The 12,935-nt window shown below is 44.4% G+C and carries 14 protein-coding genes and 1 pseudogene; 5 read left to right on the forward strand and 10 right to left on the reverse strand.

Features of this window, described 5'->3' with window-relative positions; translation table 11 throughout:
* Nucleotides 1-52: 52 nt before the first annotated feature.
* The 5 genes and pseudogenes from HXT56_RS02780 to HXT56_RS02800 form a co-directional block, all read left to right on the forward strand.
* Nucleotides 53-1,168 (forward strand): annotated as a pseudogene (locus HXT56_RS02780) (helix-turn-helix transcriptional regulator); the annotation flags it as partial.
* Between the two features lie 2 nt (nt 1,169-1,170).
* A complete protein-coding gene (locus HXT56_RS02785; RefSeq protein ID WP_116711741.1) occupies nt 1,171-1,506 on the forward strand; it encodes a hypothetical protein in 336 nt (111 codons plus the stop codon).
* 25 nt (nt 1,507-1,531) lie between these two features.
* Nucleotides 1,532-4,159, forward strand: coding sequence for a DEAD/DEAH box helicase (locus HXT56_RS02790; RefSeq protein ID WP_421778389.1), 2,628 nt, complete (start codon nt 1,532-1,534; stop codon nt 4,157-4,159).
* A gap of 119 nt (nt 4,160-4,278) precedes the next feature.
* Nucleotides 4,279-4,626 carry an RNA polymerase-binding protein RbpA gene (locus HXT56_RS02795; protein WP_116711743.1) on the forward strand — a complete coding sequence of 116 codons (348 nt, stop codon included), beginning with the start codon at nt 4,279-4,281 and terminating at the stop codon, nt 4,624-4,626.
* Complete coding sequence (locus HXT56_RS02800; protein WP_421778391.1) at nt 4,619-5,356, forward strand: HAD hydrolase-like protein; 738 nt, start codon at nt 4,619-4,621, stop codon at nt 5,354-5,356. Before HXT56_RS02795 ends, HXT56_RS02800 begins: the two co-directional genes overlap by 8 nt.
* Nucleotides 5,357-5,697: 341 nt before the next feature.
* Here the strand turns inward: HXT56_RS02800 and HXT56_RS02805 are convergent, their stop codons facing one another.
* The 10 genes from HXT56_RS02805 to HXT56_RS02850 form a co-directional block, all read right to left on the reverse strand.
* A complete protein-coding gene (locus tag HXT56_RS02805; RefSeq protein WP_421778392.1) occupies nt 5,698-6,162 on the reverse strand; it encodes a hypothetical protein in 465 nt (154 codons plus the stop codon).
* Between the two features lie 2 nt (nt 6,163-6,164).
* Entirely contained in the window at nt 6,165-6,773 is a 609-nt protein-coding gene (locus HXT56_RS02810) for a MerR family transcriptional regulator (RefSeq protein WP_116711745.1), read from the reverse strand.
* Nucleotides 6,748-7,191: an FHA domain-containing protein gene (locus tag HXT56_RS02815; RefSeq protein ID WP_116711746.1), complete on the reverse strand. Its 444-nt coding sequence runs from the start codon at nt 7,189-7,191 to the stop codon at nt 6,748-6,750. The genes HXT56_RS02810 and HXT56_RS02815 overlap by 26 nt, the downstream gene beginning before the upstream one ends.
* Nucleotides 7,192-7,209: 18 nt before the next feature.
* Entirely contained in the window at nt 7,210-8,046 is an 837-nt protein-coding gene (locus HXT56_RS02820; RefSeq protein ID WP_116711747.1) for a DUF881 domain-containing protein, read from the reverse strand.
* Between the two features lie 2 nt (nt 8,047-8,048).
* Nucleotides 8,049-8,381 carry a small basic family protein gene (locus HXT56_RS02825; RefSeq protein WP_116711748.1) on the reverse strand — a complete coding sequence of 111 codons (333 nt, stop codon included), beginning with the start codon at nt 8,379-8,381 and terminating at the stop codon, nt 8,049-8,051.
* A gap of 2 nt (nt 8,382-8,383) precedes the next feature.
* Nucleotides 8,384-9,439, reverse strand: a complete 1,056-nt coding sequence (locus HXT56_RS02830) for a DUF881 domain-containing protein (RefSeq protein WP_421778393.1) — start codon at nt 9,437-9,439, stop codon at nt 8,384-8,386.
* 21 nt (nt 9,440-9,460) lie between these two features.
* A complete protein-coding gene (locus HXT56_RS02835) occupies nt 9,461-10,066 on the reverse strand; it encodes a CDP-alcohol phosphatidyltransferase family protein (protein ID WP_116711750.1) in 606 nt (201 codons plus the stop codon).
* A gap of 144 nt (nt 10,067-10,210) precedes the next feature.
* Complete coding sequence (gene rpe, locus HXT56_RS02840) at nt 10,211-10,876, reverse strand: ribulose-phosphate 3-epimerase (RefSeq protein WP_116711751.1); 666 nt, start codon at nt 10,874-10,876, stop codon at nt 10,211-10,213.
* Between the two features lie 66 nt (nt 10,877-10,942).
* Complete coding sequence (gene lgt, locus HXT56_RS02845; RefSeq protein ID WP_421778394.1) at nt 10,943-11,869, reverse strand: prolipoprotein diacylglyceryl transferase; 927 nt, start codon at nt 11,867-11,869, stop codon at nt 10,943-10,945.
* Between the two features lie 38 nt (nt 11,870-11,907).
* Nucleotides 11,908-12,933 carry a phosphatidate cytidylyltransferase gene (locus HXT56_RS02850; RefSeq protein WP_250309430.1) on the reverse strand — a complete coding sequence of 342 codons (1,026 nt, stop codon included), beginning with the start codon at nt 12,931-12,933 and terminating at the stop codon, nt 11,908-11,910.
* Nucleotides 12,934-12,935 lie beyond the last annotated feature (2 nt).

Here is a 12,935-nt window from a genome sequence, read left to right on the forward strand (position 1 = left end):
CGATAATGTTGCAGAGACTGCGCAAACTTCTTCTGATACTCAAGAAGCCGACGATGACAAATCGCATGCAAAGAAGAGCTCCTCGTTCCAAACTGGTAGCGAAGTTGATCGTAGACTTCGTCTCATGTTGTTCCTTTCTGCGCATCTTGGCGAGGAATTCCCACTCAACGAGCTTGCTGAACGTTTTATTGGCAAACCAAAGAATGAGGATGAACTTCGTCGTTTCGTCACCATTCTTCACAAGGACATTAACACTCTCACCACGGTTTCCGACGATGGAGAGATGGCTGGTAGTCAGTTCTTCGATATTGATTGGACGCTTCTCGAGAATGAGAATATTGTTTCTGCAACTAACTCTTTGGGCTTGGAGCGTTTAGCTGGCATCTCCCAACAGTACTTGAGTATGCTCACTGCTTCCGCTAATTATTTGGCTCATTCTCCACTTTTGCCAGCAGAGCAGCGCGCTCAAGCAGAATCGTTGTATAAGCGACTTCGTCGTCATGTTCTTCCTGGACAGACCCCATGGCTGAGCTTAACCGGTTACGAAATTGAACCTCGCAACTGTTCTATCGTGCGCAGTGCCATCAATAGTTCAGCATTGCTGGATATGGAATATACTGATGGAGCTGGGCGGACCCGGCGCAAGATTGTTGCCCCTTACAAGATTTACGTTGATGAGGGAGTGTACTACGTTGCGGTTTGGACGGACGTTGAGCAACAAACCCCAGAAGATAAGCGTATTTTGGTAGCTAAAGATACCACTATTAATAAAGCCAACGGTTTGCCACGTATTTGGCAAGTTCTGCGTGTTGCGCGCATTGAGCACGCGGAAGTGGTACAGCCTATTTCTCCTGTTGAGATTCCAGATGTGCCAGTAAGTGAACTTCGTAAGTGGAGTTTCGATAATGGCACTGAAACTTGCTTTATCACTGACGAAACTGAACTGAATTTCTTGAAGAATCTTTCTGGTGCCACGATGGAGCCTTATGAGAACGGCGTGAAAGTCCGTCTCACGGTGTCTTCTGATTCATGGTTCGTAGCTTTTTGTATAGCACACGCGCGCCATATTACCTCAGTTGCTCCTGAAACATTGCGCAGCATGATTGTTGCTCGCGCACAACGTGAGCTGAGCGTTAATCATGCTGACGGCGAAAACGCGGGAGAGTAGTCATGCCCTGGTGGATTTGGCTGCTTATCACGATTTTTATGCTGTGCATGATTGCTGCGGGTTTGACTTTAGTCGTGTTGAGTGCAATAAGGTTAGCAAAAACGTGTTACGGTTTTTCTCAGGAAGTTGCGTCTCGTTTTGATTTTTTGAATGAAGATAGCGACGCCGAAGTTTGCAGAGATCCGCTCTTTACGCAACCTATTGCCCACGCAGCTCACCGCTATGAACGTACTCGTACTCGCGTTGTTGAACGTCATGAACGTATTCGCGAAAAGCATCGTCTTGTATGGCAACATTGGCAGGAAAAATCGCTGCGCGAAGAAGACGTACAACTATAAACAAGAAAGCGACACACTTCTTTTTATGACTCGATTATCACATCGTCAAAACGATAACAGCGCACAAAATAGCACTGATTTCACAAACGATGTTACGTTATCACCTTCTGAACGTTTCTCTGCTTTTCGTAAAGTAATCAAGCACGAGAAATCAATGGCCGCCAAATTTGAGCGCACTCTTTCTTTTGATCTCGATGATTTTCAGCGCGAAGCTATTGAGGCTTTGGAAAGTGACAATAATGTCATCGTAGCAGCGCCTACAGGTGCCGGCAAAACGGTTGTTGCTGATTTTTCTGTATTCCTTGCGCAACATCGCAACGTAAAAGCGTTTTATACTACTCCTATTAAAGCGCTAAGTAACCAAAAATATCATGATTTCTGTGAACTTTACGGCACCAATCGCGTTGGCTTACTCACGGGGGACACTTCTGTAAATCCTGAAGCTGATATCGTCGTGATGACAACGGAAGTCTTACGCAATATGCTGTACGAACATTCTATTACGTTGCAGTCTCTTGGCTTCGTTGTTCTTGATGAAATTCACTATCTCGCTGATAAATTCCGTGGCGCCGTGTGGGAGGAAGTAATTATTCATCTCCCTGAATCGGTGAAAATTATTGGATTGTCAGCAACGGTTTCTAACGTTGAAGATTTTTCTGCGTGGATTGAGTCAGTGCGAGGGAATACGCACTTGGTTGTCGACGAGCATCGTCCGGTACCTTTGGAACGTCACGTCGTTATTCAGAAGGATGATCAAACAGAACCTGAATTGCTTGATTTGTACGATCACGATACAAACGGCATAATGACTCAACGCGTAAATCCTACTTTGCTGCGCAAACTTCACGAATGGGAGCATCGCGCTCGTAAACGCGCCTCGTCGCACTCTGATAGCAAGTATGCTTATCGAAAAGGCAAAAGGCGCAGCATAAACGCGTCGAGTAGTGACTCTGATTTTACTCGTCGTTATACTCCCAAACGTTGGGCTGTTATTGACGAGTTGGACTACTTAAGTATGCTTCCGGGCATTTACTTCATCTTTTCTCGTTCTGGCTGCGATCAAGCCGTTCAGCAGTGTTTACGCGCTGGTTTAACGCTTACGTCGGATGAGGAAATGTATGAAATCCGCCGAATTGTTGACAGCATGGTTGCAGATCAGCTTTCCAAAGACGATTTACATGCTTTGAATTTTGAACGCTTTCGTTTTGCACTTGAACAGGGATTTGCTGCTCACCATGCAGGTATGATTGCACTGTTCCGGCATATTGTAGAGACTTTATTTGAACGCGGTCTTATTAAGGTTGTTTTCGCAACTGAAACTTTGGCACTGGGTTTGAATATGCCTGCTAGGAGCGTAGTAGTAGAGAAGCTGGTAAAGTTTGATGGCACTGGTCACGTGCCTCTCACTCCAGGCGAGTTTACACAACTTACAGGTCGTGCTGGCAGACGTGGCATTGACGATATTGGTCACGCTATTTTGGTTGATCATGCCGATTTTATGCCTCAACAAGCTGCAGCACTTTCTAGCAAACGCGTATATCCTTTACACTCCAGCTTTGTACCAACGTTTAATATGGCTGTTAATTTGCTCCATTCTAGCGATGCAGATACGGCAAGAACTACACTAGATTGCTCATTTGCGCAATGGGAAGCTAATGCTTCTGCACAACGCTTACACACTCGTATGGTGGAGCTTACGGAAGCTCTTGACGGCTATGAACGCGCTTTTCACTGCGATCAAGGCGATTTTGCTGAGTTTTTGCAGTTGCGTATGCAACTTAAAGACGCTCAGCACGATCAGCGTCGTAAACTTAAGCACACGTTATTCAATACGGATGCTGAACGCACTGAAGCTTTCAAAGCATTAGACGCAACTATTGCGCACTTAAGAGAGCAGGAACGAACTCACCCTTGTGCTGGGTGCGCAGAAATTCAACAGCACTTGCGTTGGGGATACCATTGGATGCGTGAGCATAAAGAGTTAGAACAGGTTCGTGAACGCTATGAATCGCGCACTGGTTCTGTAGCGCGCACGTTTGACCATATTTGCGATGTGCTTACGTATTTGAACTATTTGCAACCGGCAAGTGACGATAAATGCAGCAACATAATATCTCTTACCAATCGCGGGCAACTGTTACGAAGATTGTACAATGAGTTAGACATCGTGTTTGCGCAAGCTATTTGCGAGGGAATATTTAATAATCTCACTCCTGTCGAGTTGCTTTCCTGCTTATCTGCTCTCGTTTACGAATCGAGGGGACCGTCCGGGGGAGAGCCACGCAGGTATCCTGGCGGCCAAGATGGTGCTGTTTTTACTACAGTTTCGCGTATGAAGGAATTGTTTGTGCGCATGAATGCGTTGTGTGCGAAAGCGCATTTGCCTTCTTTGCGTCCGCTTGAATTTGGAGCTGTAGATATTATGTACGATTGGGCTCAAGGTGCTGATTTGAGCGAGATTTTGCGTAATACTGACAGTACTGGCGGCGATTTTGTGCGTCAAGCGAAGCGTCTTATTGATTTGTTAACGCAACTTTCTGTGGCAGGCGAGTATTTAAACGCTCTCGATGGAGTCGACCGCAACATTGCCTCGCGTGCGCATGAAGCTGCAGAATTAATGAACCGTGGTGTTGTAGCGTATTCGGATGTATAACAAGATATGCAACAAATAGCGATGTTTACGAAACAATGTCATGAGCTTATAACATTTAGCATGAACGTATAGTCCGTGCAATTCGATAACTTTTATAAGGTACTATGTAAGGAGATACTATGGCAGAACGCAGTTTACGCGGTATGAGTATTGGGGCTAAATCGTTAGAGTCTGACGATAATGTGGATTTTGCAGCTCGAAACGATATTGCTTACGTGTGTCCGAAAGGTCATCGTACTATTCTTCCTTTTGCTCAAGGTGCTGAAATCCCTGAAGAATGGGAATGCCGCTGCGGTACGATTGCGCACCGTGAAGGTGACGACGATCGTCCTGACGACGATTTTAATAAGCCGTCGCGTACGCACTGGGATATGTTACTGGAACGTCGTAGCGAAGAAGAGTTGAAGACGTTACTTGATAAGCGTTTGAAGATGCATCACGAAGGTTGGATTCCTGATTATGAGTGAAAACTCAGCAGTTTTAAGCAATACGAACGCACGACGTATTGTATTGCTTGATCTTGATGGTACACTCACTCAATCTGATGCCGGTATTATAGCTTGCGCAAAAATTGCTTTGCGCAAGTTGCAGCAGCCAATTCCAGACGATGCGGAAATGCAACGTTTTATTGGACCTTCGATTATGGAGTCTTTTCAGCGCAACCATGTGCCAGCTGAATTGTTGCAGGATGGTCTTGCTTTATATCGCAAGTATTATTCTGAAGAGGCTGTTTTTGACGATCCGAATCATCCGGGTAAGAAAATTCCGGGTTGCTTACTTAACAAAGTTTATGAGGGCATTCCTGAGCAGCTTATAGCATTGCGTAACGCTGGTTTTTATTTAGCTACAGCGTCATGTAAGCCTGAGTATCAAGTAAAGCCAATCTGCGATTATTTCGGCTTAACAACGCTTATTGATGGCATTTATGGCGCAAGTCGCGATATGTCTCGTATTACTAAGGCCCAGGTCATCCGATACGTTTTTGATGAAATTGGATATGATTCAGCTAAAGGCGACAAAGCGCTTATGGTTGGCGACCGTTGGACTGACGCGGATGGTGCTAAAGAGTGTGGATTAGATTGCTTAGGATGTGCTTGGGGTTATGCTGAGCCTGGCGAGCTTGCAGAGCATGGTTCGTACAGAATTATCGATTGCGTAAGTGAATTGAGCACAGCAGTTTCGGAATATTTTGCTTAACAGTCCCAAATTTCGTGTGCATACGTTATTTTGACTTAATTTCGTTAGTTTCTTTACATGACCGTAAAGTAACCGTCGTTTTTTGGCGATATTTCGTTAGTTTCTTTACATGACTGTAAAGTGACTATCACTTTTTGGCGTGATTTCGTTAGTTTCTTTACATGACCGTAAAGAAATAATCGCTTTAAGCTATTTTGGTTGGTTACATACATATTAGATTTATCCGATAATGTACGTTATGTCAGATTACGTATGTTGAAATAACGAGAGGAACCTCAATACTATTCCCTCACACAACCAAAAAACTGCGCAAAAATATATTAAAAATTCCCTACATGTCTTTAATTGTCTGATCCAGCAAGAAATGCAATATATGACTGAGCTGTCAACACAGCAAGATTAACCATAATGAAGCTGATAACAATATATGCCGACGGCACATAACAAATGCTAAACAAATTTCGCACGCTCAACGAAACAATCTCATAATCTTGAGCAATATGCAAAATCATGTAAGACAGCATTGCACAAGGCAATCCGCAACAATGTGCAATAACAGCACTCCATGGAACCTTTACAGCCTCATACTTTGATTTATCGCGCATTATTATATGAACAGAATCACGCACTGAACTACCAAAGCACTCGCGCTCTTTACGCAATACAGCAGCAACAATTGCCCGATTCCTTAATAAAATACTCAACGAAATAAATAAACTATAAGTAAATAAGACTACTGCAGACAACCAAAACGCGACTACCAGCACAACAACACAACCAGCAAACCCAAAAACACTACCTAGCATTACTATCCCCAAGTTTCTTGAACAAGGTTCCAAGTATCACTACTACGCGTCTGCGATTGCAATAATTTCAACGATTGTTGATCAGCATGAGACTCAATCTGACTTGTAGTGTCATACGCAGCAGTTTCGAGAGTCAAATCTTCTTCTACGCGAGCAACAATATGACCAACAGCAATAGCAAACACCGCTAACCCGGAGGCAAGCATACGCCGCATATTTTCCTGATTATCGTCGCACTCCTGCACAGTCTGCCCATCACAAATAATAGTCATCTGCTTCAGCCGCTCAATTGAATGACGATTAAGAAAAATAATTGCAGTCGTCACATTCACTAAATTGACGCCAGCATCAAGCAGCCTCTTTGCAACCGCCATAATCGCAATATCCTTAAAAGAATATAAGCGACGAGAACCAGAACCATTAGAAGGATGAATCGACGGCTCTACAATGCTTTTGCGCGCCCAATAATCAAGTTGCCGGTACGTAATGCCGGCAACCTTTATAGCAACACTACCGCGATACCCACGAGCGTAATCAGCAGAAAGTGAAAAACTAAATAACTCCCCCTGTATCGCGTCGTCAGCACTAACGAACTGTGGTGACTGCGTCATGAGCGAAGAATACCAATCGGAACTTGCCAATCATAATCTCATCGCCATTATGCAACACAGACTCATCGACACGTTTACGATTGACATAAGTACCATTCAAACTACCAGCATCAACAATGCTAAAAACATTGCCATTACGCTTAAAAACAGCATGCGCACGCGAAACAGTAGAGTCGTCAAGCAAAATATCAGCGCGAGAATCACGGCCAACTGATACCACATCCTCGTCAAGAAGGTAACGAGAACCGGACACCGCTCCCCTGGTTGAAATCAACAAAGCAGTTCCAGGCAACAATTTTGCTATAGTCTCAAAATCATCCTGCTGCAACGGACGATCTGAAGTAGTATTCATCGGAATATTAATAGCTGGCATACCAATAATAGTGGTTTCACCAGCAGTAGGAATCGGTTCAGTCATACTTGCTATTCTACCTTGTTACTCGACCGGTTTGGCATACTCATACTGTTTTGGTTCGCGTGTCGTATTAATTTCTACCTCATCCAGCACAGACACATGCACGTATGCACCAAATTTAATCTTCAGACGCGATCCCACGCCACCAGCAATATTAACCGCATTTTGCAAATTTTGCGGATCGCCAATTGCCTTAACAATGTAAGGAGGATCAATCGTCACACCATCACACTCAAGACCTTGCTTAGTTTGTGCAATGTAACTTGAAGTCACAATACGAACATCGTTAATAGACATCACTTCTACTCCAGCATTGCGCAATTCTTCTATAAGCTGAAACATAGTAGCAGCGTCAATATTTTCCTTCTCACCATCGGTAATGTGAATAATAATTCCTTTACCAACAGCAGGAAGACGTCCAGAAATAATACCGTTAGTTTGAGCATTTTGATTGGCAATACGCCGAGCTTCTTGCTGCTTATCAACTGCCTCTCTCAAAGAATTAAGCTGACCAGTAAGCTCACCTTTTCGACGCTCCAAACTTTGGATTTGCGCATGCGTTTCAGTAATAAGTCGAGTTAATTCTTCTTCGCTCATAGTCTCATACAACAGCGAAGTACTACGATTGACCTGAATCATATAAGCGAAACCAAGAAGAGCACACAAAAGCATCATAAGTAGACCGGTAAAAATACGCGCGCGCGTCGTATGACCGCTAAGAGAAGGCTTTGATTTGCGTCGCACAGCCGGAAAAGAACCAGTTTGAGTCTCATCACTTTCACGATCTTTAGCATGCTGACGACGCAACTTACGAATAATATCGTCACCTTTTGGAGCATGAGACAATGGAGGAACCATATTTAACTCCTAAAGATAAAGCGACGAATCGCTGAAACATTCGAGAAAATACGAATGCCGAGCACAACAATTACAGCAGTCTGCAATTGCGCGCCAACGCCGAGCTGATTTCCTAGCAACACCAGCAATGTTGCTGCAATTACGTTAGAAAAGAAGGAAATAACAAAAACTTTATCCGAAAAGTTTCGTTCACAATATGCTCGCGCCGCACCAAGCAACGCATCTAACGCTGCAACCACCATAATTGGCAGATAAGGCTGGATCACAATAGGAATATCAGGATGTACCACGATGCCAATCAATGCTCCCAGAATCAATCCCAGAATTGCCGCCATGTTTATTTCCTCCCTCTTTCACTAGCAAAATTAATATCGCCAGTACTCGCCGCGGATAATCGTATAACGCGCGAAGATGAAATTTGCGGATTAATGCCCGCATTAACCAAAGCAGCATACCAACGGCAGCGCTTCAACATATTAAACACTTTTAGTAACTCGCCTGTATCGCCAATTGCTTCAATAACATAAGGGCTCTGAGTTTGATTAACACCAACCAGTATTGTCTGCCCCGCAATGCGAATAGAAGTCTGAGCACCAATGCGGTGACCATTAACAGCAATCGCCTCAGCGCCAGCTTCCCACAAAACCGACACAAACATTTGAATATCGCGATCTGTAATAACGCGCATGCGAGCAGCGCTCGCCTCACGCGGAAGCGAAGCACTATTGCTATCGGTAGCAGCAGAAAGAGGATTAGCAATAGTTAAGGTTACGCCTGAACCTTCAACGCTACGCGTGCCGTTAATCATATCATCCGATTTACTCACCTGATCTTCCTCAGGGGTGGTAATACGATCTGACTCATGATCTACGCTGTTACGCAACAGCGTTACTTCCTTCACCAAATTATCAAACCTGTTCGTATACCCGGTTAATTCATTTGCTAAAGAAGTACGAATTGCTTTGCGAGGATCTGTATGCAACTTTCGCACAAACTGGCTGCCAACGGTACCAATAGCGATACAAATTAAGAATACGATAATACGCGTAATCCAACGATTAAGCGGCTTAACAGGCTGCTTACTCAAGCGCGCATCCATAAACAAAGGATCAACAGGACGATTTGTTAAATCATCAATAAGACGCAGCGCATAATCGTCAATGTACCGACGACGATCGTGATGATTAACAAAGCTGTGAGAAGAATTCATAGAAACGTGGTGCGCATCAAGCCACTTAAACGAATCAGAAAAAAGTGCACGCCTACGCGACAACACGATGCCTGCCGAAACCTCAAAAGACACAGGCATATCGCTTACTGAAGTATGACCATCCGCACTATCTCTATCCTTTGCACTATCGGAAATGCTGTGGAGTGTACTCTGTTTCGTCATGTAAACCTACAGTACTCAAATTTATGCTTTCGCAACGCGAGCAAGTAATTTACAAGCCTGCTTAAGATACAACAACCCAGCATACCAATACAATCCAATACCCCATACTCCACAAGCAAGGGCTGCAGCATACACCATAAACATTGATTCAGAAGCTACAGCGTACACAATCATAAGCATAACTATTGCAAGCATAAGCAACGCCGTACCAGCTTTGCCCACAAAATTAACCGGCAAAGGACCGTAATCATACTGTGCGAGAATCACAACCAACACTGCCATAACTGCATCGCGCAATATAACCAGTGCCAAAGCCCACCACGGTATAATCGCCGCAATAGCTAAAGCCAACGTGCTACAAACAATAAGCAAACGATCTGCTATAGGGTCAAGAATTTGACCAAGTTTACTCACCTGATTCCAACGACGAGCAATATAGCCGTCCACGCAATCAGAAAAAGCAGAAATGGCTAAAACCACCAACGCAACAACCATGTAGTGCTGAGTAATTAGCCAAGCAAGATACGGAATTGAGCATATACGAAGAAAACTGATAGCGTTAGGCACTGTTATGACACGATTCATCGCTTCCGGACTATATTCCTGACTTACCACGAACTTAGTCATATCATCTTCCTAACTTCATACCGTTCTATCAAATTAAATCAGACTAACTCTTAAAAATCTAACGCATCAGTGAGCAAAAGTCGGTAAGCGCGCACAACCTGCTAATAAATCGGGGACATATTCATGCCCCCAATTAATCACATCCTACGCTCTCCAAGCAGCCTGTGCAGTATTGCGAATAGCTTCAATAGCCGCAGCTGGACTCTCAGCCCCATACACCGCAGACCCTGCAACCAGCACATCCGCACCAGCTTCAGCAACCGTTGCAGCAGTGGAAGGGCTAACGCCGCCATCTACCTGAATATGAGTATTCAAACCACGACGCGTAATCTCATCGCGCAAACGACGAACTTTATTCATTTGATTGCTTAAGAACTTTTGGCCACCAAAACCTGGCTCAACAGTCATAATAAGAACCATGTCAAACTCGTCGAGAATATCGAAAATTGGCTCCACAGGCTCCGCAGGACGCACTGCAAAGCAAGCCTTACAACCCATGTCACGCAGCTGACGAGCCAAGCGGACAGGAGCATGCGTAGCTCCCATGTGGAAGCTTACCGACGCGGCTCCAAGCTTCGCATACTCTGGAGCCCAACGATCCGGGTCCTCAATCATAAGGTGAACGTCAACCGGAAGCTGAGTCACCTCACAAATACGCTTAACAATTGGCTCGCCAAGCGTCAAATTCGGTACAAAATGATGATCCATCACGTCAACGTGAACAAGATCCGCGTTAGCAATGGCATCGAGATCACGCTCGAGATTGCAAAAATCCGCGGAAAGAATACTAGGTGCTATTTGTATATCCATGTGTTCCATTCTAAGAAAGGCAAGCGACTAGCATAGTCAAAATATAAACAATACTTTTTATTGCCTCTACTTACTCGCAGATTGCGCCCGACTCTGAGATTCTCGTTCCCGTTCGTCGGCAGTAATATCAATAAGACGTTCCGTAAGCGTATTCCTACTATTTTTACTGCGCTGAAGTAACGCAAAACTTATAGCGGCAAGAATAAAGACCACCAAAGAAACCCACACGTTAATGCGAACACCCAAGAAAACGTGCGAAAAATCAATTCGTAACGCTTCAATCCATACTCTTCCAGCGGTATACCACATAACGTAAAGAATAAACAAAGATCCGGCTTGCAATTTGCTAGTAAGCACCTTACCAAAACCAATAAGCAGTGCCGCTCCAACGAAATTCCACAACATTTCGTACAAAAATGTTGGGTGGAAAAGCGTCCCGGCAGGACAAGTTAAACCGTCATAACAACGTTCGCTATGCCCAATCGCCTGGGTGGCAGCATAATTCAATTTCAAACCCCACGGCAGCGTTGTTGGAGCACCATAAAGTTCCTGATTAAACCAATTGCCAAGTCTGCCAATTCCTTGAGCAATAAGCACAGCTGGAGCCGCACAATCAGCTAATAAACCGATAGGATATTTGCGGTGTGCGCACCAAGCACATGCTGCTAACGACCCCAACAGTATGCCTCCCCAAATCCCTAGGCCACCGTTCCATACTCGGAAAATTTCAAAGAAATCACCGTGGGCGCCAAAAAATTTCTCAGGAGTAGTGACTACATGATACAAACGTGCACCAATAATTCCACAAGGAAGACTCAACAATACTGTATCTAAAATCTGGTCAAAACTACCGCCTACGCGCTTCCAACGACGTGTAGTAATCCACATTGCGACTAAAATCCCAGCAAGAATGGAAAGCGCATAAAACTTTATATGAATAGGCCCAAGCGACAACTGTGAAATGCTCGGGGAAGGAATAAAACAGACTGTCATGGGGACGATTTTAGTCGAAACCCCAGATTGCGCGAAGTCTAAAGATGCGCAATATTTAATAGCACAAGCAACACAGGACCGCAAAGCAAAATAGAATCCACCCTGTCGAGAACACCTCCGTGGCCTTTCAACAAATGTCCCATGTCTTTAATGCCTATATCTCGCTTCAACATCGAAGCGCATAAATCACCAAAAGTACCAACAATGCCAGAAGCAATACCCATAACTAAAGGCATCCACCAACAACTCAACCAAGCAAAACCGTAGAAACCTGCAACAATCGCATAAGCCCCAACAACAGCAAAAAGCATAGAACCAAGCAGTCCTTCAACAGACTTCTTAGGAGATATACGAGGAGAAAGCTTATGCTTACCAAGCCAAGCACCAGCAAACAGGCCACCCGTATCACTTAACGCCGGCAGGAATACAAGCAACATAGCATGAGCAACAGCATATCGCGTATTAGTTAAAGCAAGTACAATACAGGATGCTAATAGCGGAATATACAAAAGTACAAACAGTGAAGCAGCCATGTTGGTGAAAGGAGTATGCTCATACTCACAACTTGAAGAACCCTGGAGCTTCTTCTCAACAGCATTCATAGTGCGCACGGAAAGATTACTGCTCAACGTTGCGCAAATTACCGTGAGCAGCAAAGAAGCTGTAATACCACTTGCCATTGCTACAGCATGCCATTTCGCGTAGTAGGTGGAAAAAATAGTAACTAACGAACACAACGACAACGTTACAAAAGGTATGTGTAACCCAAGAGTTGCAAAATCAACATGCAACTCCCACAACGCTAACACCATAAAAACAGCCATCAGCACCACAAAAACGTCAACGCTAATGAGAAGACACGCTACAATAGCAACAACCAGAACAGCTGCTGTGGCAACGGCCTGTGGCATATTACGACCGGTTCTACGGTTAATATCGGTCAACGCTTCATGGGTGCCGTAAGAATGTGCTTCAGCAAAAGTTGACTTAGTTGCCTTCACAACATGGTCATCGCTCGATTTATTGACTTCATTGGCAAAATCATGCTCATTTTGTTGACTCATAC

This window comes from Gardnerella nova (assembly GCF_049244055.1).
GTDB classification, from domain to species: Bacteria; Actinomycetota; Actinomycetes; order Actinomycetales; family Bifidobacteriaceae; genus Bifidobacterium; species Bifidobacterium vaginale_H.